Source organism: Sphingomonas sp. LC-1 (genome assembly GCF_025371035.1).
GTDB classification, from domain to species: domain Bacteria; phylum Pseudomonadota; class Alphaproteobacteria; order Sphingomonadales; family Sphingomonadaceae; genus Sphingomonas; species Sphingomonas sanguinis_E.
In genome coordinates this window covers 169,772-192,557 of record NZ_JANZXB010000006.1, presented here as the reverse complement: position 1 = coordinate 192,557, position 22,786 = coordinate 169,772, and the positions used below count along the sequence as shown (strand labels likewise).

The window sequence follows — 22,786 nt, the reverse complement described above, 5'->3', positions numbered from 1 at the left end:
CGACGGCAGTGACGGAACATCGCGGCGATCTGATCGATCGATGCGGGATGGAGAACTGAGCCGATATGACTGAACCCTTGAGTGCCGCCGCCCATGTCATTCAATTGGCACTGACCCCGATATTCCTGCTGACTGCCGTGGGGTCGTTGCTTAACGTGTTCGCGACGCGGTTGGGGCGGATCAGCGACCGAATCCAGGCCCTGAAGAAGGAGGGGCGTGCGAACAGCCTGGAGATGCGCCGCCTGCGGCTGCGCTCTAAGATCCTCGATATTGCCGTGAGCCTGACGGCGGCGGCGGGGGCGATGACCTGTTGCTCGGCCATCACGCTGTTCCTTGGGACCTTGCGCGATTCCGGTCATGCATCGCTGCTGTTCTTCTTTTTCGGTGGTGGGTTGCTTTGTGCGGTTGCGGGGCTGGCCTGTTTCGTGGGGGAGATCACGATCGCCGGACGAGCGTTGCGCGACGAGAACGATACGGGTTGATGCGGCCGCACCGGATCGGGCCCCGCGACCAGTCCGCGTCAGGCCGTTCGCCCGATCACCGTGCCTGCGCGGATCGCTTGTCCCTCGACCAGAGTGTCCGCCAGCCGCATGTCCGGGGGCAGGAACAGGATGATGGTCGAACCATGTTCGAACCAGCCCATCTCCTCACCCTTGCCGATCCGCGCGGCGCAGGGGCGGCGGCCCGGGCCATGTTCGCGCAGGCTGCGTTCGGTATCCAGGCAATGGAGGCGGATGCTCGCCACCAGGATCGCGGCGACCGGGACGATCAGCAGCGGCCGCCCCGAGACCAGCGTTCGCGCCTCGATCACCGCGCGTTCGTTGCGGCAGAAAAGCCGTTCCACCCGCTTGAGCGCGATCGGGTTCACGTTCCAGCAGTCGCCGGAGAGATAGGTCACCCCCTCCACCGCCATGTCGGTCGGGGCATGGAAGCGGTGATACATGCCCGCGGTCAGCCGCAGCGTGACGAACGAGCCGTCGCGGAACCGCTCGACCAGTTCGGGGTCGGGAACCAGATCGCCCAGGCGATAGGGAAAGCCCTTGATCTGATAGAGTCGATCGTCCTCGATCCGGCCATGCGCGCCGACCAACGCATCGCAAGGCGAGGCGAGTGTGTCGGGATCGGTATCGAACGCGCGCGCGCCGTCGCGTAAAGGGCGGACGAAGCCGTCGCGCAACGATTTGAACCGCCTCGTCCGCGCATCCGACAGGTCGACGCCTGCAAAGAATTTCCACAGCGCCAGGCTGGGCTTCGCCACCAGCGGATGCTCGATCCGCGCGATTCGGCCGACCAATTGCGTGGCGAAGCGGCGGGGCAGGCGATTGGTGACGAGGAAATTGATGTCCTCGTTCAGGAAGAACCGCATGATGGGTCCGCGCATTGTCATGCCTCCGTCATGGGTACGCGGTCAAAGACCGCATGAACCCGATTCTCACTGGCCTGCTGGCCGTTTCCGCCGGTGCAGTCGCCCTGACCAAAGGGCATCGCCGCCTGACCCTGTCGCGCGCCAAGCATCCCGGGCTGGGCGGCCATGTCCGCATGGCCAAGCGGATTGCCGGGCAGATTCCGTTCTATAGCTATGGCGAGGATCGCTTCTTTCGGGTCGATGGCGCTCCCGATGCGGTGGCCGGGCAACGTCGCGCGGGGTTCGAGCGGCTGGGCGACATCTTTGCGACTCGATTCGCGCAGACGCTCGCGCTGACCCGCGAGACTCGGCCCGGTCTGTCCGACCTGCAATTCACCGGCGCTTACCGCGTGCCGTTCCAGTTTCGCGAAAAGGTCCGCACGACGCTCGCGACCGGCGCCTTCTACCAGCGGTCGGAGGGGCCGATCCTGGTCGATCTGGACGACAACCGGCTGATCGACCTGACCGGCTCCTATGGCGTCAATCTGTTCGGGAACGACTTCTACAAACAGACCATGGCCGAAGGGGCGGCGATGGTCGCCGATCTGGGCGGGGTGCTGGGGTCCTTTCACCCGGTGGTCGCCGACAATGTCCGCCGCCTGACCGAATTGTCGGGGATGGACGAGGTGTCCTTCCATATGTCGGGCACCGAGGCGGTGATGCAGGCGGTCCGGCTGGCGCGCTATCACACACGCCGTCCGCGCCTGGTGCGGTTCGCCGGGGCCTATCATGGCTGGTGGGGCGATGTTCAGCCGGGCATCGGCAATCCCATGCCCGCCGACCGCACGCTGACGCTGGCCGACATGTCGGAGCGGACGCTGAAGGTCCTCGCCACGCGCAAGGACATCGCCTGTGTGCTGGTCAATCCGCTCCAGGCGATGCACCCCAATGGCTCGGCCCCGTCCGACGGGCAACTGGTCGATGGCGGTCGCAAGGCGGGGGCGGACATGGCCGCCTATCGCGAATGGCTGCACCGGCTGGCCGATGTGTGCCGGGCGAACGGTATCGTCCTGATCTTCGACGAGGTGTTCATGGGCTTCCGCCTGGCGAAAGGCGGGATGCCCGAATATTTCGGGGTGAGGCCCGACCTCATCACCTATGGCAAGACGCTGGGCGGCGGGTTGCCGGTCGGTGTGCTCTGCGGCCCGGCCGATCTGATGAAGCGCTGGCGCGAGGATCGTCCCGTCGACATCTGCTTCGCGCGCGGCACGTTCAATTCGCACCCCATGGTCATGGGCGCGATGAACGCCTTTCTTCGGCGGCTGGAGACGCCCGAGATCGCCGCGCTCTATGACGGGCTGGACGCGCGATGGAATGCGCGGGCCGCGATGTTCAACGCAGCGATGGCGGCGGCGGGGCTTCCTTTGTCGGTCGCGCATGTCCAGACGATCTGGACCATCCTCTATGCGGTCGCCTCGCCCTATAACTGGATGCTGCAATATTATCTCCGGGCGGAAGGACTGGCGTTGAGCTGGGTCGGGACCGGGCGGCTGATCTTCAGCCTCGACATCGACGACACCCTGTTTGCCGAGATTTGCGACCGCTTCGTTGCAGCAGGACAACAGATGCGTGACGATGGCTGGTGGTGGACCTCTCCGGACGCGCCAACCGACCTCAAACTGGCGAACAAGGCGATCCGGCGGCGGATTTTAAAGGAGTCGCTGGCGGTGCGGATGGGGCGGGGGGAGTGATGGATAACGTTCGCCCAGCCCCAGTCCCTCACCCCAACCCTCTCCCTGGGGGGAGAGGGAGTAGGAAAGGCAAAAGCCCTCTCCCCATCGGGGAGAGGGTTGGGCAAGGGGTGGGGGCTGGGCGCCCCCCCCTTTGAAAACGTAGTTCCGAAGTAGGCTTACGCCGCCCTCAAATCCTCGAAATCATCGACATCGTGATGATCCATCCGCTCGCCCTTCATCAGGCGGCGCGGTGCGCTCTTGTACATCTTGAAGTCGTTGAACGGGTCGGTGACGATCTTGGTCGCCCAGACGAGGCCCGTTTCCAGATCGCGGGCGACCCAGAGTTGCATGACCCGCACGATGATCGCGCTGACGCCCAGGCCCAGCCAGCCGATGCCGACATGGCGCAAATAGCCCATGAAGCCGTCCGGATATTCCAGCGTCCCGAACAGGGTCGGCTGGACCAGCAGCACCAGCGGGATCGCGCCCCAGATGCCCATCAGCACATATTTGCGCGCCAGGTTGTAGCCGACCTTGATCTCTTCCTTATGCTCATGCGTCGCCTTGTTCACATGGTCATAGCCCTTGGGCTCGAAGAAGAAATGTCCGGCCTGGCGGCTGGTCATCGCCACGCCCCAGGCCAATAGGCTGGCGACCGCCGGGTCGATGAACAAGAGGACATAGGCGGTCAGGAAGGTGCAGGCGCTGACGAAGTGCAGGCTCTGATTGACCAGGCTGTGATGATAATAACGATGATCGTCCCACCGCTGTTCGGCGAGCTGCGTGCGAAAACCCGTCATTGGACATGTCCTTGGAGGGAAGGCTGACGCTTGGCGAAGCGGACCAGCGAGAAATGGCCGAGCGGGGGCAGCGGGCGGCTTTCGACCAGTTCCACGTCGCCGCGCGTTGCCGCCCAGTCGGTATAGCGGTGGAACGGGAAATCGGTGCGGAAGCCCAGGCGACTGGTGATCGGCATCAGCGTCTTTTCGATGCGACCGCGAAGCCCATCGCCCGCGCCTACCCGCGTCGTGATGACGATCTCGCCGCCGGGGCGGCAGATGCGAGCGAATTCGTCGAGCGCGCGTTCCGGATTGGGGACCGCGGTGATAACATATTGCGCGACCACCACGTCGAAGCTGTTGTCGGCGAATTGCAGCGCCTCGGCATCGCCGTAAGCAATCTGTTCGACATGGGCCAGGTTGCCGCGCTTCACCCGTTCGCGTGCCTTGTCGAGCATGGGCTCGGACAAATCGACACCGACGATGCGGTTGTCGCGGGAATATTGGGGCAGGGAAATGCCGGTGCCGACGCCGACCTCGATGATCCGCCCGCCGATCCGCTCGGCGGCGACGATCGCGGCGGAGCGGCCTTTCCTGAAGACGGGGCCGAAGACCAGGTCGTAAACTGGTGACCAGCGATCATAGGCCTTGGTGACGCTGGCGGTACTCATCTGCGTTGCCATCGAATGGGCATCCCGTAGTGCGGCGATCCCATCCCTGTTCGCAGCGACCCGTGACAATTTCACGACAGGAGCCGTGTCGCCTACGAGATTTCTCAATAACGCAACGAATATGTCATCCTATATGCACGGATATGTCGCAATTTGCATTTAGCTATCAAGCTGTCGATTCTCGTCCTTATGATAAATATAGGGAGGATGATTTATGCTCGGCTTAGAAATGACGGGAGCGTGGGGATATCTATTTGTAATATGTAGTAAGATAGGGCGATGCAACTTGCCCATCCTACTACCCCGCGATTTATCTGCTTACGCGAAAAGCTTGAGCGCCCAGCGCGGCGACGTGTATGGCCTCGACGGCGCAGCGTAGCAAAATTTCCCGGATCACTTGGCGAAAAACACTACAGCTTGGCGGATCGTCCTATGTGGGAATCAGCTAAGTGGCTGAAATCCGGCTTTTTCAGTGTATGGCACAACTAATGCAGTAACTCACATGCCGGGGTGATCCGGCATTCAGGGAGTTACTACCATGTTGCTGACACTGCTGATCGCATCGACCCTGTCCACCGCCGCGTCGGGCCGGGAGCCGATCGCACCGACGGTCGCCGCGCCAAGTACGGCCGCCATGACGTCGGGGGGCTCCGCAGCGTCCACTTTCCCGGCCGATACCCGTTTTTGCATTTACGATACGCCGACCGGATCGCGCATCCGCCTCAAGGTCTGCCGCACGGCGGACGAGTGGATCGCCACCGAAGGCCAAGTTCCCACCGGCCGCATCGCGCGCCGCTGATCCCCCCTCAGACACACCGCTCGTTGGAGAATCACGATGTTGTTCGCACTGCTCGCCGCCGCTGCTTCCCTGTCCGCTCCGTCGCCGCGCGATGAGGTCGCCAAGCCAGCGGCCACCCCGATCGAAGCCTCCGCGCTGCCCAGCGCCTCCGCTCCGGTCAAGCCGCCCCGCTATTGCTTCCTGAATGTCGAGGAAGATCACATCATGCGTGGCAAGGTCTGCAAGACGCGCAAACAGTGGCTGTGGAACGGCGTCGATCCGCTCAACTATATCGGCCGCAAGAAGTGATCGAAAAGGGGGTAGGGGCCACCGCTGTCGCATGGCCCCGCCCCGCGCATGTCAGCCCAGATCGCGGGCGTAGATGTTATAGGTCTTGTTCACGTCGCTCTTGATGGTCTCGGCGATCGAGCGCATCCCCTGATTGTCGTCGAGGATCCAGCCGATCTCACCCCGCGACGCGCCATATTTGGTGACCGAGGCGCGGCGGATATATTCGATCATCATGAAGGCCAGCTGGCTCGCCATGCGCGACGATTGAAGCTCCTTCACCACCCCCATCAACGGCACGCGCATCGTCCGTACCTTGGGCGCGCGCAGCCACAGCAGCAGCCTGGCCCAGCCGAAGGGGAGCAGGCTGCCCTTGAGCGGCTTGATCGCCTCGTTGAGGTCGGGAAGCGTGATCATGAACGCCACCGGCTTGCCGTCCAGTTCGGCGATGCGGATCAGGTCGTTGAACACGATCGGCTTCAGCTTGACGCCAACGTCCTTGATTTCCGGCGGCGTGAGCGGGATGAAGCCCCAATTGTCCGACCATGCGTCGTTCAGGATGCTGAGGATGATCGCGGCCTCCTCCTCGAACTTGGCCTTGTTCACCTCGCGCACGCGGATGCGCTCGTTCTTCTCGCCCGACTTGATGATCCGCTGGACGATCGGCGGGAATTCCTGCGTGATGTCCAGCTCATAGGTGAAGAGCTGCTTGATGGTGGTATAACCCGCCGCCTCGATCCAGCCCTGATATTCCGGCCGGGCATGGCCCATCATGATCGTCGGGTCCTGGTCGAACCCCTGGACCAGCAGGCCCGGCTCCTCCCACACCGATTGCGACACCGGACCGATCGCGCGTGTCATGCCCTGTTCGCGCAGCCACCCCTCGGCCGCCGACAGCAGCGCGCGGAACACCTCCTCGCGCGTCGCATCCATCAGTCCCCAGAAACCCGTGCCCGGTCCGAACCCCTTGGACACGTCCATCTCCAGCGCCAGCATATCGAGATGTGCCGAAATGCGCCCGACCACCTTGCCATTCTCTTCCGCCAGGAAAAGCTGCGCCTTGGCATGGCTGTACCAGCCATTCTTTTCCGGCGTGATCAGCCCCAGCGCTTCGCCCTTGAGCGGCGGCACCCAATGCGGATCGTCCGCGTAGAGGCCGAACGGGAAGTCCACAAAGGTCTTGCGGTCGCGCTTGGACGCTATGGGGCGGATGGAAAGGGTCATGTGGGATCGGTCCAGCGTATGATTTCGCCCTCGTACCTAACCGGCTTGGTCGATCATAGCGAGTGAGGATATCGTCATCGCCCGCCGTGGGAATGCCACCGTGTCGCCACTATATGGGGGCAAAGGATATGCCCATGGAATCGACCCTTTCTTTCGAGCGCGGCGCCTCGGCCGCCGGCACCATGCCCGGTGCGCGCCTGCCGATCGCGGACGACAAGGCAATGCTGCGCGCCGCCGCCGAACTGACGCGCGACCTGATCGCGCCAAATCCGCGCCTCTATTGGGCCGACATGGCGGGCAGTGCGCTGCTCGGCTATGCCGCACTGGCCGTGGCGGTGACGGCATCCTCGACCGGAGTGATCGTCGTCGCGTCGGTGGTCGCGGTGCTGGCTCTCTATCGCGCGCTGCTGTTCATCCACGAAGTCAGCCATATGAAGCATTCGGCGCTGCCGCGTTTCCGCGAGGGCTGGAACGCGCTGGTCGGTGTGCCGCTGCTGACCCCCGCCTTTATGTATGAGGGGGTGCATAACCTTCACCATGCGAAGACCCGCTATGGCACGGTCGACGATCCCGAATATCTGCCGCTCGCGCTGATGAAGCCGTGGACGCTGCCGGTCTTCATCCTGGTGTCGGCACTGGCGCCGCTGGGGCTGCTGATCCGCTTTGCGATCCTGTCGCCTTTGTCTTGGGTGGTTCCGGGGCTGCGCAAGATGGTGGTCGAGCGTTATTCGGCGCTGGCGATCAACCCGCAGTTCCGCCGTCGCATGCCCGAGGGCGAAGCGCTGGTGCGTTTCAACCGCACCGATGCGGCCGCCTCGATCTGGGCGGTGGCTCTGGTCGTGATGGTGGCGGTCGGCATCATTTCGCTGCGCGGCTTCGCGATCGGATTCGCCATCGGTTCGGCGGTCGCGGTGCTGAACCAGGTCCGCACGCTCGTCGCCCATTTGTGGGAGAATGAGGGCGAGCAGATGACGGTGACCGCGCAATATCTCGACTCGGTCAATGTGCCGCCCCCGGCTCTGTTGCCGGGGCTGTGGGCGCCCGTGGGCCTGCGCTATCACGCGCTGCACCATCTGCTGCCGTCGCTGCCCTATCATGCGCTAGGCGAGGCACATCGCCGGATCAGCGCGGCGCTGACCCCGGATTCGCCTTATCACAAGGCGAGCTATAGCGGGCTGCCGGGGCTGGTTGCCAAGATCGGCATGAGCACCCTTCGTCGGGGGAAGTGATTTCCCTGCATCGGACGAAGGCGGGGCACGCGCCTCGACTTCGTCCGGCGTGACGATCGGCCCTGCTGCCTGTTCAGCCTGAGCGAAGGCGAAAGCCCAAGGAAGCCGCACGCAGGCCGCCATAATGGCCTGTGCGCTTCGATTTCGCGCAGCGCGAACGGAGGTAGGAGGCAGGACGGGCGGGGCCCGCCTTATTCCTCAGTGCGAAACAGCACCGCCTCACCGATCAGGAAGAAGAGCAGGATCGGCGCCCAGGCCGCGAGGAAGGGCGGATAAGCCCCCAGATCGCCCATCGCCATCGAGAAATTGTCCGCCACGAAATAGGCGAAGCCCAGCGCCATCCCGATCACGGCGCGAACGAACAGCTTGCCCGACCGCGCGATGCCGAAGGCGGCGACCGCGCCCAGCAGCGGCATCAGCACCGCCGACATCGGCGCGGACAGCTTGTGCCAGAGCGAACCCTCCAGCGACTTGGTCGGACGGCCCGCCTCGCGCAGATCATCGATCGCGCCAGACAAGGCGCCGAAGGATAGGCTGTCGGCGTTGACGCTGGCCAGGGTCAGTTGCTCGGGCGTCACGCCCTGGCCGATGACCAGCGAGGGAATATTGGTCAGCTTGCCCGACGCCACCTCGAACCGGGTGGCCGGGCCGATCCGCCAGCCGGCTCCGTCCCGCTGTCCCCGCGGCGCGCGGACGATCGCCCGCAAATTGCCGCCGCTGCGATCGTAAAGCGTCACGCCGCCCAATTGCGTCCTGTCGCCGCGCCCCTGGATCAGGTCGACCGAAATCAGGTCGTCGCCGTCGCGTACCCAGACATTGGCCCGGTCGCCGCTATCGATGGGCAGCGGTCCATATTCGACCTTCTGCCAGGCGCTCAGCGTCGCGGTGGCGCGCGGGACGATCCGGTCGTTGAACGCGAAGCTCAGCACCGCGACGCCCGCGCTGGCGACCAGCAGCGGCGCCAGCACCTGATGCGCCGACATGCCCGCTGCCTTCAGCGCGATGACCTCCGAATTCTGGTTCATCGTGAAGAAGGTCAGGATCGTACCCAGCAGCACCGAGAAGGGCAGCAGGAAGGATATGATCTGCGGCGCGCGCAGCGAGACATAGCGCCATACCTGCGCCTGCCCGTTGCCGGGCGCGGCCAGCACCGCGCCGGACTCGCTCAGCACGTCAAGCGTCTGGAGCACCAGCGCCACCGCGAACAGAATGGCGAAGGTGCGGATCAGGAACATCTTCGCCATGTAGATGGCGATCGTCCGCGACGGGAAGATGTTGGACAGGCTCATGCCGTCTGCCCCTTCTTGCGGCGACGGCCCGGCAGCCAGCGGCCTATGGCCTTGGCCAGCTTCGCCACGCCACGCTCCAGCGCGCCGATCGGCTGGCCGCCCGGCACATAGGCAGTGACATAATACATCCAGAGAACGAGTCCCGCGAAGACCGTGAACGGCCCCCACAAGGCGAGCGCGGGATTCACCCGCCCCAGTGCGCCGATGTCGGCGGCATATTGATTCACCTTGAAATAGGTGACGAGCATGACGATCGACAGGAACACGCCCAGCGCCGAAGTCGATCGCTTGGGCGGGATGCCCAACGAGACCGCGAGCAGCGGCAACAGGAACATCGTCACCACTTCCACCACGCGGAAGTGGAATTCGGCACGGCTTCCCGCACGCGCCTCCGCACTCTGCGCCTCTTGGCCGTGCCGCGCGAGTTCGGGCAGCGTGAATTCCAGGTCGCGGCCGCCGCGCTGCCGGAAATTGTCGAACTTGGGCAGGTCGATCGGCAGGTCATGGCTGGAGAAGGTCAGGACGCGCGGCGCACGGAATTCCGGCCGGTTGTGGATCAGCGTGCCGTTGGTCAGGCGGAAGATGATGACATTGGGATCGTCGGTCGCCAGGAAGCGCCCGCGCTCCGCGGTCACGCCGATCCAGTCGCCCTTGGACGTGTTGGCGTGGACGAAGATGCCCGACAGGTCGCGGCCATTGTCGCGGCTTTCTTCGATGCGCAGCGTCATGCGGTCGCCCAGATGGGTGAATTCGCCGACCTTGATCGACGCCCCCAGCGCCCCGGTGCGCAACTCGTAGCGCAGCCCTTCATAATAATAGCGCGCGATCGGCTGGATATAGCCGACGATGGCGAGGTTGAGGGCCGCCAATATGATGGCGTACATATAGGGGACGCGCAGCAGCCGGGTATAGCTCATGCCGACGCCGCGCATCACGTCCAGTTCGGACGAGGTGGCGAGGCGGCGAAAGGCGAGCAATATGCCCAGCATCAACCCGATCGGAATGCCCAGCCCCAGATATTCGGGCAGGAGGTTGGCGAGCATCCGCCACACCACGCTGATCGGCCCGCCCTCGGTCGCGACGAATTCGAACAGGCGGCGGATGCGATCGAGCACCAGCAGCATCGCCGAGATGAGCAGCGTCGCGAACAAGGGCAACGCGATCAGCCGGGCCATGTAGCGATCGATCGACTTCATGCGGGGGACTTCATGCGGGGAACATCACTCGCGCGATAAAACGGCCATGGCTATACGGGGCGGGGCGGGGCGCGTCACCCCCTCCTTTGGGCTTTGGGTTTTCCGCGCAACGCCCATGGCCTTCGCCCGAACTGCCGCTTCAAGCCGCCGCCGAGACAGGCCCCGACGCCACCCGCTTCAACGCCGCCGCCAAAGCGCGCTCCAGTCCGGCCAGCGTGAAGGGCTTGCGCAACACCTCATGCCCCTCGAACCCGGTGGCCTGCGTCTCGCCCGCAAAGCCGGTGACGAACAGCACCGCGATGCCGGGATGGGCGGGGCGGAGGGCGGCGATCATTTCCGGACCGGTCATATGCGGCATCAGCACATCCGACACGATCAGGCGAATGCCCGGATGTCGGGCGAGCAGCTCTTCCGCCTCGCGCGGGTCGCCACAGGCGACCGGATCATGGCCGAGTTCGCGCAGCGCCCCCATCGTCGCGGCGAGCACGCGCGGATCGTCCTCCACCACCAGCATCCGCAAGCCTTCCAGCGCCGGCACCTCGGGAAGGGCGGCGGGCGCTTCTTCCGCTTTGGGGGCGTGTGTCTCGAAATGGCGAGGAAGATAGAGGCTGACCGTGGTTCCGGCCCCCGGCGCCGTGCGGATGGCGACGTCGCCCCCCATCTGGCCGACCAGCCCGAAAATCTGGCTGAGCCCCAGGCCGGTTCCCTTGCCCGCCGGCTTGGTGGTAAAAAAGGGCTCGAAGACGCGCTCGGCCACTTCGGGGGTCATGCCCGCGCCGGTGTCGGTCACCGACAGGACGACATAGTCGCCCGTCCCCGCCCGCGGCAGGGCATCGGCGTCCACCCGGACCTCTGCGGTGCGGATGGTCAGTTCGCCCCGCCCGTCCATCGCATCGCGTGCATTGACCGCCAGATTGAGGATGGCGTTTTCGACCTGCACCCGGTCGCCGAACATCGTCCAGCCGGTGGTGGTGTCCTCGACCGTCACCTTCACCCCATCGCCCAGCGTGCGGTCGAGCAGGTCGCGCATGCCGCTCACCAACTGGCGCGGGGCGAGCCATTCAGGGGTCAATGCCTCTTCACGGCTGAACATCAGCAGGCGGCGGGTCAGCGCGGCGGCGCGATGCGCGCCCTCGGTCGCGCTTTCGAGGTGGCGGATCACCGACTCGCGCCCCTCGGCCCGGCGTGCCAGTTCCAATCCACCCAGCACGACCGCCAGCATATTGTTGAAATCATGCGCGATCCCGCCGGTCAGCTGGCCCAGCGCGTCCATCTTCTGCACCTGGCGCAGCTTGGCTTCCTGCACCTTCAGTTCCTCGGTCGCGGCATCGACGGCGGCAGCGAGTTCCTCGGCGCGGGCGCGTTCGGTCCAAGCCTCGGCGCGGGCCTCCGCCCGCTCGCCCACAGTGCGGAACATCAGCCAGCCGAGCAGCATCGCCCCCAACGCCAGCGCAATCCCGAAGATCACCAGCCCCCCGGCGATCCGGTTGGCGTGGAGCACCGTTTCCTGCGCCGCCGTGCTCCGCTGATCCAGCAGAACGCGCTCCCCCTCGATCAGTGCGGTGAGCAGGCGGTTGATCTGCAACAGCGCGTCGGCCTGTCGCGCCTGGTAATAAAGGCCATAGGCCTGCCGGTTGCGGTGATAGGTGGTCGAAAGTGCGATCAACGACAATTCGTCGCCCCGCGCCTCATAAGCCTTGCGAAGCTGCTCGACGCGCTTCTGCTGGTGCGTCTCCTCGATCAGCACGTCCAGCCGTTCAAGTTGCGCGCGCGCCAGATTCCATTCGTCGACGTAAAGCTGGCCCAGCTTGCTGTCGCCCGAGATGACATAGCGACCCAGCGACGCTTCGGACCGTGCGATCGTCCCCGCCAGCGTGCGGGCCAGGATCATCACCTCATAGCTGTGCCGCTGACGCTCCAACGCCTGGTCGCGCTCGCGATTGGCGTTGCCCATCGTTACGATCAGCATGGCCAGCGTCACCGCACCGGCCAACGCCATCGCGATCAGCGCAAAGGTCCACCAGCGGCCGACCCCTCCGAGATTGTCCTGCTCGATCACGGCGTTCACGCTATCCCAGCCGCCGGATAATGCAAAGCCGCGCGCGATGGGGCGATCAGGCGATGACGCCGACCGCCTGGCCCGCCGTGCGGAACATGCCCAGCACCGTCTCGATCTGTTCGGGCGTATGCTCGGCGCAGATGGAGCAGCGCAGCAGGAAGGTGCCCGCCGGAGTCGCGGGCGGCCGCGCCATGTTGACGTAAAGGCCGCCGTCGAGCAGCGCCTGCCACATGATGACGGCCTGTTCCTGATCGTCCAGGATCACCGCGACGATCGCGCTGTCGCAGTTTTCGGTGCCCAGCTTGAATCCCATTTCCTTCAAGCCGCCGTGCAATGCGCGCGCGTTCGACCAGAGCCGCTCGCGCTTCTCATGCGCGGTCATCAGCTTGCGGATTGAGGTCGTCGCGGTCGCCACCACCGAGGGGGGCAGCGAGGCGGTAAAGATATAGGGGCGGCAGGCCAGGCGCACCGCCTCGAACTTCGGATGGTTGGACACGACGAAGCCGCCGACCGTGCCGACCGATTTGGAGAAGGTGCCGACGACGAAATCGACCTGGCCTTCCAGCCCTTGCGCCTCGTACACGCCGCGCCCGTTGGGGCCGAAAAAGCCCATCGAATGCGCCTCATCGACCAGCACCATCGCGCCATGCTTCTTGGCGACGGCGACCATCTCCTTCAGCGGGGCGATGTCGCCCAGCATCGAATAGACGCCCTCCAGCACGACCAGCTTGGCGGGTTCCTTCGGAAGCCGGCCGAGCCGCTTGTCGAGATCCTCGACCGAATTGTGGCGGAAGCGGACGATCTCGGCATTGCCCTGCTGGCAGCCGTCATAGATCGAGGCATGGCTGTCTGCGTCGAGGATGACATATTCACCCTTGCCCGCCAGCGTCGAAATGATGCCCAGATTCGCCATGTAACCGGTCGAAAAGACGATCGCGCCGGTCGTGCCGTAGAAATCGCGCAGGGCCTGTTCGACTTCCATATGGTCATGGAAGGTGCCGTTGAGCATCCGGCTGCCGTTCGTGCCAGAACCGAACTGCTCCAGTGCCGTCTTGCCCGCCGCGATCACATCCGCGTCGAAGGTCATGCCCATATAATTATAGGTGCCGAGCAGGATCGTGTCCTTGCCCCGAATCACCGCCTCGGTGGGAGACTTCACCTGTTCCATCACGATCGCGAAGGGATCGGTGACGCCCGAGTCGAGCAGCTTCTGCCGCTCGGCGATCAGGCCGTCGAACTTGGAGAGCAGGTCGCGTTCCGGCGCGATTTCGGGCGCGTCGGCGGGAAGGGCATGGGACTGGGCGGCGGCTTCGGTCATGGGAGGGTCCGTCTCGGGCGCTGTAGGGGTCAGGCTTGCTTCAGCTTTTCGACCGCGTCGACGAGCTGACCGACATTCTCGATCTCTGCCTGCATGTTCATCGTGATGATGATGTCGAACTCGTCCTCGATCGCGGCGACGAAATCCATCACGGTCAGGCTGTCCCACTCCAGGTCGCCCTGGAAGGTCGTCGCCTCGGTCAGTGCCACGCCCTTCTTGTTGAAGGGGGCGATCTGGGCCGCGACGGTGTCGAAAATGGCTTGGCGGTCGCTCATGATGATCCTTTCAAAGGGGCCAGTGGCACCCAAATGCGGCGGCTTTTCGACCGCGTGTATCGTGCTGCTATAGCAAGCCGTTGGCGCGATACCACCGCGCCGTGTCGGCCAGCCCCTTGGAGAGCGCGATTGCGGGTTGCCAAAGCTCGGGGGAAGGGCGCTTGGCGGGATCGGCGGTCCAGTCGGGATGGCAGAGATAACCGACGCGGTCGGCGGTCAGCTTGGCACCCGGCCCGCGCAGCTTTCGATCGATCCTCGCGCCCAGATTCAAGAGGCCCTTGGGCAGGTGGAGCGTCATCACGCGCCGCCCCACCGCCGCACCCATGGCGGAGGCCAGTTCGGCATGGGTCAGCACCTGCCCGTCGTCCACCTCCAGCGCGGCGCGCGGGCCATCGGTGGCGACCAATATGGTCAACAGGCGGGCGAAATCCTCGACGGCGATCAGCGAGAGCTTGCCCGGCGGCGGCATGAAGGACAGCCCCAGCCGGGCGGTGCGGAATACGTCCAGCCACTCGGTATCGTGCGGGCCATAGATGCCGCTCGGCCGCACGATCGTCCAATCGAGTCCGCTTTCCGTCACCTCATTCTCGGCCTGCCGCTTGGACCAGCCATAGATGGACAGTTCGGGCTCGCGGGCGGACAGCGAGGAGACATGGACGAAGCGCTTGATGCCCGCAGCCTTCGTCGCCTCGACCATCGCGCGGGTGCCATCGACATTGCCCGCGGCGAAACCCTCGCGATCGGGTGCATTCACCACGCCTGCGATATGCAGCACCGCGTCCGCGCCCTCGACCAGCGTGGCAAGACTCTCCGGCTTGTCGAGCGCACCCGCGATCCAGGTGATCCCGGCGCGCGACGGCTGGGCCCGCCGGGTCAGCGCACGCAGGCTCAGCCCGGAACCGGCGGCACGGTCCACCACCGCGCGACCGACAAAGCCGGTCGCTCCCGTCACCGCGACGATCACAGCAGGGCCAGATGGTTGCGATGGATCAGCGCGGCGCGCGGCGCATGGCCCAGTATCGCGGCCTGCTCGTCGGACCGCGTGCCGATCAGCGCGCGGGCCTCGGTCGAGTCATATTCGCTGAGGCCCCGTGCGATGGTGCCGTTCGGCCCCTCGACGGTGACGAGGTCGCCGCGCGCGAAATGGCCCTGAACGGCGGTGGCTCCGGCGGCGAGCAGGCTGCCGCCCTCGGCCAGCGCCTTGGCCGCGCCCGCATCGACGCTGATCGCGCCCCGCGCAGTCAGGCCGCCCGCCAGCCACGCCTTGCGGGCGGGGGCGCTTCTTTCCGCGACGAACAAAGTGTGGCGCGCCGGTGTCGACAGCGGATGGTCGATCCGCCCCGAAGCGATGGCAAGATGCGCACCCGCGCTGACCGCGATGCGCGCGGCGGCGATCTTCGACACCATGCCACCCGAACCCATCCCCGAGGCGGAGCCGCCATCGGCCATGCCGCTGACCGCGTCGATCCGATCGACCCGTTCGATATGGCGCGCCTGCGGATTGGTGTGCGGGTTGCTATCGTACAATCCGTCCACGTCGGACAGCAGCAGTACGCCGTTCGCGCCCGCCGCCTGACCCACTCGTGCCGCCAGCCGGTCGTTGTCGCCGAAGCGGATTTCCTCGGTCGCGACGCTGTCATTCTCGTTGATGACCGGCACCACGCCCAGTCCCATCAAGCGCCCGAGCGTCGCGGCGGCGTTCAGATAGCGACGGCGATCCTCCAGATCGTCCAGCGTCACCAGCATCTGCGCGGCGGTCAGCCCCTGGGCATGGAGCAGCTCGGCCCAACATTGGCTCAGCGCGATCTGCCCGGTCGCGGCGGCCGCCTGCGCATCCTCCAGGCTGGCGCGCCCGCCCTTGGGCAGGCCGAGGCGGCGGGCACCGAGTGCGATCGCCCCGGAAGAGACGATCGCGATCTGCTGCCCCTCGCGGACCCGCGCGGCGATGTCGGCGACCAGGCCGGTCAGCCAGTCGCGGCGCACTTCGCCTTCGGGCGAGACGAGAAGGGCGGAACCGACCTTGACGATCAGCCGCGAAAAGGTGGCGGGGGGGAAGATCATGCTGCGATCAGAGCGGCGACCATGTGATCTCGTCCTCGCCCTCGTCATTCGCGGGCACCGCATCCGGCCCCGGTCCGATCGCCTCCAGCAGCTTGTCGAGCACCCAGTCGACGCCCGTTCCCGCCGCACCCGATAGCGGGATGACGTCCGCGCCGCTCGCCTCGGCCAGTTCGGCGGACAGTGCTTCGATCAGCTCGTCGTCGAGCGTGTCGATCTTGTTCAGCGCAATGATGTGCGGCTTTTCGATGAGGCCGGCACCATAGGCCTCCAGCTCGTCCCGGACGATGCGATAGCTTTCGGCCACATCCTCGTCATTGGCGTCGACCAGATGCAGGAGGACGCGGCACCGCTCGATATGCCCCAGGAACCGGTCGCCGATCCCGGCGCCGTCCGCCGCGCCCTCGATCAGGCCGGGGATGTCGGCCACGACGAACTCGCGCTGGTGATGGCGCACCACGCCCAGCTGCGGCCGGGTGGTGGTGAAGGCATAGGCACCGACCTTTGCCTGCGCATTGGTCACCGCGTTGATGAAGGTCGACTTGCCGGCATTGGGCAGGCCCACCAGACCCGCATCGGCGAGCAGCTTCAGCCGCAGCCAGACCCACGCCTCCTCGTGCGGCCAGCCGGTGCCGTGCTGGCGCGGGGTGCGGTTGGTCGAGGTCTTGTAGCTGGCATTGCCGCGTCCGCCATCGCCGCCACGCAGGAACACCTCGCGCTGGCCGACCTTGGTGAAGTCGATCAGCACCTCTTCCTTGTCCTCGGACAGGACCTGCGTACCGACCGGCACCTTGATGATCAGATCATCGCCGCCGCCGCCGGTGCGGTTCGACCCCGATCCGCCATGGCCGCGCGGAGCCCGGAAATGCTGGGTGTAGCGGAAGTCGATCAGGGTGTTCAGCCCCGCGACCGCCTCGAAGATGATGTCGCCGCCCTTGCCGCCATTGCCGCCGTCGGGACCGCCATATTCGATGTATTTTTCACGACGGAAGGAAACGGCGCCGGGGCCGCCCGCGCCGGAGCGGACGAAGATCTTGGCCTGGTCAAGGAAATGCATGGTCGCGCTCTTACCTCGCAAGGACGCAAGAGGCCAGCCCGGCCTTGTCTGCGGGTGCGATCAGGCTACCAGCGCCGCCGCGCCGCACCGTGCGCCATCCACCGTGATATCCGCCTGTCCGACATGCAATCCCATCAAATCGGTCAGATTGCCGATCAGCGTGTCGAGCGCCGGCGCGACAGGCGTCAGCGCGGCACCGACGATCCCGGTCAGCCCATTCAATCCCACGCCGAAGCCCAAGGGCTCAAGCCGCAGATCGACCCGATTGATCAGCGAACTGGCGATTCCGCGGACGGCCGAATTGGCGGTAACGCTCTTGACCGTGCCGTTGGCGATATCCGTGCCGGCAAAGCTGACCCGTTGCCAAGCGGAGTCGCTGGCAAGATTGACCTGTGCCTGGCCCGTCACGCGCGCGAGCGGTACCTGGAGCAGCGTGGCGGGCCCTGCGATCGGCGACTGCTGCATGTCGTCGAAACGGGCACGATCGATCTGCGCGATGGCGAGCGTGCCGGGCGAGGGAAGCGTATCGATGGTCACCGATGGCGTCGTCCCCGAACAGGTGACGCTGTTCAGCCGCGCCTGTGCCGCTGCGGTTTCGACGAAGATCGGCAGTTGCACGGAAGCTAGCAGGGGTGTGCCGATCTGGGTTTCCAGCAACATCCGCTGCTGCGCCGTTCGAACGGTCATCGTTCCGTCCCGCGCGACGGCGAGCCAGGGTGTGGTGACGGGGCGCTCGCCGATCGACAGCATCACCTTCGTCGAGGCCAGTCCGGGGATGGATCCGCCGAGATCGAGTGCCACTTGTCGGCGTCCATTGGAGACCGACAGTGATTCGCGCAGCATCTCATAGACATCCACCCAGACAGAGTCGCGTGAGTGGGCCTTGGTGAGGGTGCCCAGCGGTCCCAAGTCGATCAAACGGGTAAGCGGCACCTTGGACCCAGGCACGCGCAGCGCGATGCGTCGGAGCACAGCCGCCGCTCCCGCATCGCCCGTCGTATCCGCCATCGCCGTCAGCAGAACGGGCAAGGTGACATCCGCCGCCAATATGGTGTCGAAGCTCGCCCCCGTCAGGCCGATGCGGGTGCCCAGCAGCGGGATCGCCTTCAGCAAATCGATCTTTGCTCCGACGAGCGCTTGATAATCGAAGAGGGAGAGAGACAGATCGGTGCCGGCCAGCCCGTTGAGCAAGGCGCCGGGCAGCCCCCCTTCGACATTGACCAACCGGCTGCCGAGCGAAAAGGCGGCATAATCCATTCGCCGGGCGATCGCGCTCGCCGCGACCGGCTTCGAGGCGGTGCCGGTCAGGATTCGGCCGAAGACCAACGGAACCGGACGTCGTAATGTAACGCGGATCGCGTCTCCATCCGCGCCTGCGGCAAAGCGCGCTTCGGGCGCAACGGCTGGGTCGGCGCGATAGGTGCCCAAGGTCATGGTGCTCGACGCATCGCTGACGCCATTGGCGGCCAGTATCTGTCCAACGGCTTGCGCGCGGCGGTTGGGGCTAGAGGCCATGGCGGCCATCGCGGCCTGGTCGGCGACGCCCTGAAGCTGGCGCTGCGACAGGGTCATCATGCCGATATCGATACCAAAGGCCGCGCCGCCGATGATCATCACCCCTGCCAAGGCGGTCAGAATGCTGACGCTGCCTTGCCGATTATGCCTGAGCGCGTTGATCATGACAGGCCGCCGACCAACGCCGCACTGGTCGCGGTCATTTTGCGGCTAAGCGCGGGAACGAATGGCAAGTTGAGCAAAGGGTCAGCCGACGCGTCGTACTGGATCGAAACGGTCAGGATATTGTCCTTCTCGATTGTTTCGATTCGTCCGCGATCGGCGCGTAACACGCCCGTCGAATTGAGCATGCGCTGGGCGGTGGCGATCGCGATCGTCCTGCGTTCGGGGGCGTCCAATCCCGCCAAAGCCGCGCGGGCCGCATCGCTTGCCGATTGCTGGACAAGATGAGCGGTCAGGAAATAGTCGCCGACGCTGACAATTCCCAACAGGACCGATAACAGCACTGGCAGCACCAGCGCCATTTCCACCGCAGCGACGCCGCGCTGACTGCGTACGATTCGCACACCCGGGCCCCTTGATCCCGTGACGTGGCGCGCGTCGATATCCGTTCTCGCTCCCATGAGCCCGACCATCGATGTTCTCCGGCGATTGACTGCCTGCGAACACCAGTCCTGCTGAAATTGCTTGCAAAAGGATTAAGATCGAACCCACGCTCCAAATTATGCTTGTCTAGGCAATATTCATGGCCATTTTGGCTGGAAATGTGGACGCGCAAAAAGTTTTGTGTCCAGAATGGTAATAAACCAGCCGTATAATCGTTGAACTGAAAATAGATCGGCCATCACCCTTGCCAAACCGGCACGGTGATTCGCATGGATCAATGATCGATTTTTATCGCCTCGACGGGTCTGCCATCAGCCGAAACTGGCAGGGCGAACCGGAATGCCGGAACGGCGCCAATCTTTGTGGCTGCCGCCCGGCTTTTCTTCCATCATGCCGCCAGCGGCATCGTCCGGCATCGGTCTGCTTCCAGGTCGATAGCATAATGGATGCTCGGCGCACTTCCTCCGCGACCGACCGAGGCCCGGAACATCTGCTGACCCGTGGGCACAAAACCGAGCTTGGTCAGCACGCGCCCCGAGGAGGGATTGTCGGCGAAATGCCACGCGCCCAACCGCCGAATTGGCAACGCATGCCGGGCAATGGCGACGATGGCCTGCCCCGCCTCGGTCGCGTATCCCCGTCCCCATGCCGACGGGGTCAGCCAATAGCCGATCTCATGACCCGTATCGCCAGCGATGATCGCGATGCCGCCGATCAATTCGGGCGCGCCGCCACGATCGAGCGCGGTGATGAGGAAACGCGGCTCGGTCGCGCTGCATGGTTGCGCCAGCCAGTTGCTCGCGTCTTCCGAGGTATAGGGGTAGGGGACCCGCGCCGCCATGCGGGCGATCGACTCGTGCCCGATGGCCTCCGCCAGGGGGGTAGCATCTTCCGGCCATGCCGGCCGTAACAACAATCTTTCGGTCCGCGCGAACATCACTCGACAACTCCTCGTCGCGTCGGGCCTGCCCCTGCCACGTCTGGATGACGGGATGGCGACATGGGCCCGGAAGCGGTGGAGGGAGCATGAAAAAAAAGGGAGCCGGGGTGACCCGTCTCCCTTTTTTGCTGGTTCCGTCGCGGAACCCGGGTCACCCTGGTGGGCAACCCGGCACGGTTACCCGATTATTCGGCCGCTGCGGCCAGTTCGACCGAACAGAATTTACGGCCAAGCTTGCCCTCGTGGAACGAGACGCGACCATCGACGAGCGCGAACAGGGTATGGTCCTTGCCCATGCCCACGTTGCGACCCGGATAGAACTTCGTCCCGCGCTGACGCACGAGGATGTTGCCGGCGATGGCTTCCTGGCCGCCGAACTTCTTCACGCCAAGGCGACGGCCGGCCGAATCACGACCGTTGCGCGACGAACCGCCTGCTTTCTTATGTGCCATTGCGAACTACTCCTGGATTTCGTTGGGTGGCGCGACTGAGGTTCAGGCGCCGACCGACACGATCTTCAGGATCGTGTGCTGCTGACGGTGGCCGTTGCGACGACGATAGTTGTGGCGACGACGCTTCTTGAAGACGATGACCTTGTCGGCCTTCGCCTGAGCGATGATTTCGGCGGCGACCGTGATGCCGTCGACCGCCTTCAGCTCCGAGCCTTCGCCCGCCAGCAGAACGTCACCCAGCGTCACCGACGCGCCGGCTTCGCCCTCGATCTTCTCGACGACGATCTTATCTCCGGCGGCGACGCGATACTGCTTGCCGCCCGTGCGCACGACTGCGAACATGGCTCTTATCACTTCCCAAATGCATGGCTCCCGCGCGGGAATGCCCACCGGGAAAGAAAGGCCAGCTAGGCAAAGGTGGGCCGATTGTCAACCAAGGATTCGAATTTCAAGGGCATGCGCCGGCCCCGAACGGATCAATGCCGATGTTCGCGCCGCAAGAGGTAGCGCCCATCGACATAGCCGGTGAACATCCCGTCGATGGCCGGATGTTCCACCGGTTCGTCGCTGTCGTCGTGCAGCAGATTCTGCTGGCTGACATAGGCGACATAGCTCGATTCGGCATTCTCCGCGAGCAGATGGTAGAAGGGCTGATCCTTGGCGGGACGAATCTTCTCGGGGATGGCGTCATACCATTCGTCGCTATTGGCGAAGACGGGGTCGACGTCGAAGATCACGCCGCGAATGTCGAACATGCGGTGGCGCACCACGTCCCCGATCGCGAACCGCGCGGTCGCGACGATCGGCGCTTGCGCTTCCTGGCCCAAGGGGTGGGGGAGGGTGTCGATACGATCCATGGGTCTGATTTAATGCCTTTGTCGCGTCGCACAAGTTTAGGCGCTTGCAATGCATAAAAAGCTGATCTAGGAGCGCGCCTCCAATCGACCGGCCCCGATGGCAAAGCGCCTTAGGATCGTCCTCGCGGAGAGGTGGCAGAGTGGTCGAATGCACCGCACTCGAAATGCGGCGTACCGGCAACGGTACCGAGGGTTCGAATCCCTCCCTCTCCGCCATTTACCCCGCATAAATCAGCCATTTGTCGCAATCATGCCGCACCAAGTTCGGCACGATGAGCACCGGCTCTGGAATGATCCCGGATACCGGGCAATGATGCCGCCCGCGAGCGCCGAGGCGTCGAGGTGGCTGTACTGCTTCGTGATGATGCTGACGTCCGAGTGACCGGCCCACATCGATAGGCGCTGTAGCTCCATCCCGCCGAACGCGAGTCGGGTGATGCAGGTGTGCCGCAGGATGTGCAGGCCGACGTCGCCGATGTCGTGGCCCATCGCCTTCACGTCGTTGTGGATGTTGCTGTCGAGTTGGAACCAGCACCCGCCGACCGCCTGCTTGTTGAGCGTGTCCAACAGGGCGACGACGGTGTCCGTCGCGGGCACCATGTGCGCCTTGCCGTTCTTCGTCTTGTGCAGCGGCAAGGGCCAGGGACGGGCGGCGCTGGCCGTCCACGTCCACCATGACGATGCTCTTCTCGCCCGCCATCCGCACCGCGCGCACCTCAGGCGAAAACTTGTTGATCGTCTTGCTCGCCATAGCCCCTTCCTCTCAGGAGTTGGGGCCTCCGACAAACCCAGCGCGGTTCAGTGGGTGCGTAACGTCCGGACCAGACATATTCGTGGGGCTGAATGCGTCCATCTCGCAGGGGCTTCATATTGGCCAAGGTGCGACGATCGGTGCCGGCGCCGTAGTTACCCGTCAGGTCGGCGACAGAACGACGGTCGTCGGGGTTCCAGCCCGTCAGATCGGCAGCTAGGCGCCCTTCCCGGAGTACGACCCCAATAGGAATGGCCCGCCCGTCTCATACGCCCTTCGTGTTTGATATCCTGACCGCGGCACCATCGTGATCAGACTGCGACACCGCAGATGTGCGCCAATGTTACAATTTGGACTGCCGCTCGG

The 22,786-nt window shown here is 64.8% G+C and carries 24 protein-coding genes and 1 tRNA gene; 6 read left to right on the top strand and 19 right to left on the bottom strand.

Annotation, left to right across the window (positions count from 1 at the left end):
• Positions 1 to 65: 65 nt before the first annotated feature.
• Positions 66 to 482, top strand: a complete 417-nt coding sequence (locus NZL82_RS10835; RefSeq protein WP_261269766.1) for a DUF2721 domain-containing protein — start codon at positions 66 to 68, stop codon at positions 480 to 482.
• Positions 483 to 520: 38 nt separating this feature from the next.
• On the opposite strand, the gene asd is transcribed toward NZL82_RS10835, so the two are convergent.
• Positions 521 to 1,381, bottom strand: coding sequence for an archaetidylserine decarboxylase (asd, locus tag NZL82_RS10830; protein WP_261269765.1), 861 nt, complete (start codon positions 1,379 to 1,381; stop codon positions 521 to 523).
• 38 nt (positions 1,382 to 1,419) lie between these two features.
• Here asd and NZL82_RS10825 point away from each other — a divergent pair, with 38 nt between their 5' ends.
• The gene (locus NZL82_RS10825; protein ID WP_261269764.1) at positions 1,420 to 3,096 is read left to right on the top strand and encodes an aminotransferase class III-fold pyridoxal phosphate-dependent enzyme; all 1,677 of its coding nucleotides are present in this window, start codon (positions 1,420 to 1,422) and stop codon (positions 3,094 to 3,096) included.
• A gap of 158 nt (positions 3,097 to 3,254) precedes the next feature.
• On the opposite strand, the gene NZL82_RS10820 is transcribed toward NZL82_RS10825, so the two are convergent.
• Together NZL82_RS10820 and NZL82_RS10815 are read right to left on the bottom strand one after the other, a co-directional pair.
• Entirely contained in the window at positions 3,255 to 3,878 is a 624-nt protein-coding gene (locus tag NZL82_RS10820) for a hypothetical protein (protein ID WP_261269763.1), read from the bottom strand.
• Positions 3,875 to 4,528: a class I SAM-dependent methyltransferase gene (locus tag NZL82_RS10815; protein WP_261269762.1), complete on the bottom strand. Its 654-nt coding sequence runs from the start codon at positions 4,526 to 4,528 to the stop codon at positions 3,875 to 3,877. Before NZL82_RS10815 ends, NZL82_RS10820 begins: the two co-directional genes overlap by 4 nt.
• Positions 4,529 to 5,066: 538 nt before the next feature.
• Between NZL82_RS10815 and NZL82_RS10810 the strand changes: the two genes are divergently transcribed.
• The gene (locus NZL82_RS10810) at positions 5,067 to 5,327 is read left to right on the top strand and encodes a hypothetical protein (RefSeq protein WP_261269761.1); all 261 of its coding nucleotides are present in this window, start codon (positions 5,067 to 5,069) and stop codon (positions 5,325 to 5,327) included.
• A gap of 36 nt (positions 5,328 to 5,363) precedes the next feature.
• Positions 5,364 to 5,615: a hypothetical protein gene (locus NZL82_RS10805; RefSeq protein WP_261269760.1), complete on the top strand. Its 252-nt coding sequence runs from the start codon at positions 5,364 to 5,366 to the stop codon at positions 5,613 to 5,615.
• 51 nt (positions 5,616 to 5,666) lie between these two features.
• Here NZL82_RS10805 and NZL82_RS10800 read toward each other — a convergent pair whose 3' ends face one another.
• A complete protein-coding gene (locus NZL82_RS10800) occupies positions 5,667 to 6,818 on the bottom strand; it encodes an N-acetyltransferase (protein WP_261269759.1) in 1,152 nt (383 codons plus the stop codon).
• A 134-nt stretch (positions 6,819 to 6,952) separates the two neighbouring features.
• Between NZL82_RS10800 and NZL82_RS10795 the strand changes: the two genes are divergently transcribed.
• The gene (locus tag NZL82_RS10795; RefSeq protein WP_261269758.1) at positions 6,953 to 8,047 is read left to right on the top strand and encodes a fatty acid desaturase; all 1,095 of its coding nucleotides are present in this window, start codon (positions 6,953 to 6,955) and stop codon (positions 8,045 to 8,047) included.
• A gap of 191 nt (positions 8,048 to 8,238) precedes the next feature.
• On the opposite strand, the gene lptG is transcribed toward NZL82_RS10795, so the two are convergent.
• The 14 genes from lptG to hspQ all read right to left on the bottom strand — a co-directional run bounded on the left by lptG (position 8,239) and on the right by hspQ (position 21,669).
• The gene (gene lptG / locus NZL82_RS10790; protein ID WP_261269757.1) at positions 8,239 to 9,336 is read right to left on the bottom strand and encodes an LPS export ABC transporter permease LptG; all 1,098 of its coding nucleotides are present in this window, start codon (positions 9,334 to 9,336) and stop codon (positions 8,239 to 8,241) included.
• Positions 9,333 to 10,532: an LPS export ABC transporter permease LptF gene (gene lptF, locus NZL82_RS10785; RefSeq protein WP_261269756.1), complete on the bottom strand. Its 1,200-nt coding sequence runs from the start codon at positions 10,530 to 10,532 to the stop codon at positions 9,333 to 9,335. The genes lptG and lptF overlap by 4 nt, the downstream gene beginning before the upstream one ends.
• A gap of 139 nt (positions 10,533 to 10,671) precedes the next feature.
• Entirely contained in the window at positions 10,672 to 12,531 is a 1,860-nt protein-coding gene (locus tag NZL82_RS10780) for an ATP-binding protein (protein WP_405051368.1), read from the bottom strand.
• A gap of 115 nt (positions 12,532 to 12,646) precedes the next feature.
• A complete protein-coding gene (gene spt, locus NZL82_RS10775; protein WP_261269754.1) occupies positions 12,647 to 13,909 on the bottom strand; it encodes a serine palmitoyltransferase in 1,263 nt (420 codons plus the stop codon).
• 29 nt (positions 13,910 to 13,938) lie between these two features.
• Positions 13,939 to 14,184, bottom strand: a complete 246-nt coding sequence (locus NZL82_RS10770; protein ID WP_058718202.1) for an acyl carrier protein — start codon at positions 14,182 to 14,184, stop codon at positions 13,939 to 13,941.
• 67 nt (positions 14,185 to 14,251) lie between these two features.
• Positions 14,252 to 15,145 carry an SDR family oxidoreductase gene (locus NZL82_RS10765; RefSeq protein ID WP_261269818.1) on the bottom strand — a complete coding sequence of 298 codons (894 nt, stop codon included), beginning with the start codon at positions 15,143 to 15,145 and terminating at the stop codon, positions 14,252 to 14,254.
• Positions 15,145 to 16,245, bottom strand: coding sequence for a glutamate 5-kinase (proB, locus tag NZL82_RS10760; protein ID WP_261269753.1), 1,101 nt, complete (start codon positions 16,243 to 16,245; stop codon positions 15,145 to 15,147). Before proB ends, NZL82_RS10765 begins: the two co-directional genes overlap by 1 nt.
• A gap of 7 nt (positions 16,246 to 16,252) precedes the next feature.
• Positions 16,253 to 17,299 carry a GTPase ObgE gene (obgE, locus tag NZL82_RS10755; protein WP_261269752.1) on the bottom strand — a complete coding sequence of 349 codons (1,047 nt, stop codon included), beginning with the start codon at positions 17,297 to 17,299 and terminating at the stop codon, positions 16,253 to 16,255.
• A gap of 60 nt (positions 17,300 to 17,359) precedes the next feature.
• Positions 17,360 to 18,979: a TadG family pilus assembly protein gene (locus tag NZL82_RS10750; RefSeq protein ID WP_261269751.1), complete on the bottom strand. Its 1,620-nt coding sequence runs from the start codon at positions 18,977 to 18,979 to the stop codon at positions 17,360 to 17,362.
• Positions 18,976 to 19,449 carry a TadE/TadG family type IV pilus assembly protein gene (locus NZL82_RS10745; protein ID WP_261269750.1) on the bottom strand — a complete coding sequence of 158 codons (474 nt, stop codon included), beginning with the start codon at positions 19,447 to 19,449 and terminating at the stop codon, positions 18,976 to 18,978. Before NZL82_RS10745 ends, NZL82_RS10750 begins: the two co-directional genes overlap by 4 nt.
• 359 nt (positions 19,450 to 19,808) lie before the next feature.
• A complete protein-coding gene (locus tag NZL82_RS10740) occupies positions 19,809 to 20,357 on the bottom strand; it encodes a GNAT family N-acetyltransferase (protein WP_261269749.1) in 549 nt (182 codons plus the stop codon).
• A 188-nt stretch (positions 20,358 to 20,545) separates the two neighbouring features.
• Positions 20,546 to 20,812, bottom strand: coding sequence for a 50S ribosomal protein L27 (gene rpmA / locus NZL82_RS10735; protein ID WP_183951678.1), 267 nt, complete (start codon positions 20,810 to 20,812; stop codon positions 20,546 to 20,548).
• Positions 20,813 to 20,854: 42 nt separating this feature from the next.
• Positions 20,855 to 21,154: a 50S ribosomal protein L21 gene (gene rplU, locus NZL82_RS10730; RefSeq protein WP_007405484.1), complete on the bottom strand. Its 300-nt coding sequence runs from the start codon at positions 21,152 to 21,154 to the stop codon at positions 20,855 to 20,857.
• Positions 21,155 to 21,288: 134 nt separating this feature from the next.
• Entirely contained in the window at positions 21,289 to 21,669 is a 381-nt protein-coding gene (gene hspQ / locus NZL82_RS10725; protein WP_261269748.1) for a heat shock protein HspQ, read from the bottom strand.
• Positions 21,670 to 21,795: 126 nt separating this feature from the next.
• Between hspQ and NZL82_RS10720 the strand changes: the two genes are divergently transcribed.
• A tRNA-Ser gene (locus tag NZL82_RS10720) sits at positions 21,796 to 21,885 on the top strand.
• 15 nt (positions 21,886 to 21,900) lie between these two features.
• Here the strand turns inward: NZL82_RS10720 and NZL82_RS10715 are convergent.
• The gene (locus tag NZL82_RS10715) at positions 21,901 to 22,305 is read right to left on the bottom strand and encodes a tyrosine-type recombinase/integrase (RefSeq protein ID WP_261269747.1); all 405 of its coding nucleotides are present in this window, start codon (positions 22,303 to 22,305) and stop codon (positions 21,901 to 21,903) included.
• Positions 22,306 to 22,786 lie beyond the last annotated feature (481 nt).

Coding starts and splice junctions, on each gene's coding strand:
- asd (WP_261269765.1), bottom strand. CDS start 1,381: ATGCGCGGACCCATCATGCGGTTCTTCCTGAACGAGGACATCAATTTC.
- obgE (WP_261269752.1), bottom strand. CDS start 17,299: ATGCATTTCCTTGACCAGGCCAAGATCTTCGTCCGCTCCGGCGCGGGC.
- NZL82_RS10825 (WP_261269764.1), top strand. CDS start 1,420: ATGAACCCGATTCTCACTGGCCTGCTGGCCGTTTCCGCCGGTGCAGTC.
- NZL82_RS10835 (WP_261269766.1), top strand. CDS start 66: ATGACTGAACCCTTGAGTGCCGCCGCCCATGTCATTCAATTGGCACTG.
- NZL82_RS10780 (WP_405051368.1), bottom strand. CDS start 12,531: ATGGCGTTGGCCGGTGCGGTGACGCTGGCCATGCTGATCGTAACGATG.
- NZL82_RS10795 (WP_261269758.1), top strand. CDS start 6,953: ATGGAATCGACCCTTTCTTTCGAGCGCGGCGCCTCGGCCGCCGGCACC.
- rpmA (WP_183951678.1), bottom strand. CDS start 20,812: ATGGCACATAAGAAAGCAGGCGGTTCGTCGCGCAACGGTCGTGATTCG.
- rplU (WP_007405484.1), bottom strand. CDS start 21,154: ATGTTCGCAGTCGTGCGCACGGGCGGCAAGCAGTATCGCGTCGCCGCC.
- NZL82_RS10740 (WP_261269749.1), bottom strand. CDS start 20,357: ATGTTCGCGCGGACCGAAAGATTGTTGTTACGGCCGGCATGGCCGGAA.
- proB (WP_261269753.1), bottom strand. CDS start 16,245: ATGATCTTCCCCCCCGCCACCTTTTCGCGGCTGATCGTCAAGGTCGGT.
- NZL82_RS10805 (WP_261269760.1), top strand. CDS start 5,364: ATGTTGTTCGCACTGCTCGCCGCCGCTGCTTCCCTGTCCGCTCCGTCG.
- NZL82_RS10820 (WP_261269763.1), bottom strand. CDS start 3,878: ATGACGGGTTTTCGCACGCAGCTCGCCGAACAGCGGTGGGACGATCAT.
- lptG (WP_261269757.1), bottom strand. CDS start 9,336: ATGAGCCTGTCCAACATCTTCCCGTCGCGGACGATCGCCATCTACATG.
- NZL82_RS10800 (WP_261269759.1), bottom strand. CDS start 6,818: ATGACCCTTTCCATCCGCCCCATAGCGTCCAAGCGCGACCGCAAGACC.
- NZL82_RS10750 (WP_261269751.1), bottom strand. CDS start 18,979: ATGATCAACGCGCTCAGGCATAATCGGCAAGGCAGCGTCAGCATTCTG.
- lptF (WP_261269756.1), bottom strand. CDS start 10,532: ATGAAGTCGATCGATCGCTACATGGCCCGGCTGATCGCGTTGCCCTTG.
- spt (WP_261269754.1), bottom strand. CDS start 13,909: ATGACCGAAGCCGCCGCCCAGTCCCATGCCCTTCCCGCCGACGCGCCC.
- NZL82_RS10770 (WP_058718202.1), bottom strand. CDS start 14,184: ATGAGCGACCGCCAAGCCATTTTCGACACCGTCGCGGCCCAGATCGCC.
- hspQ (WP_261269748.1), bottom strand. CDS start 21,669: ATGGATCGTATCGACACCCTCCCCCACCCCTTGGGCCAGGAAGCGCAA.
- NZL82_RS10745 (WP_261269750.1), bottom strand. CDS start 19,449: ATGGTCGGGCTCATGGGAGCGAGAACGGATATCGACGCGCGCCACGTC.
- NZL82_RS10810 (WP_261269761.1), top strand. CDS start 5,067: ATGTTGCTGACACTGCTGATCGCATCGACCCTGTCCACCGCCGCGTCG.
- NZL82_RS10815 (WP_261269762.1), bottom strand. CDS start 4,528: ATGAGTACCGCCAGCGTCACCAAGGCCTATGATCGCTGGTCACCAGTT.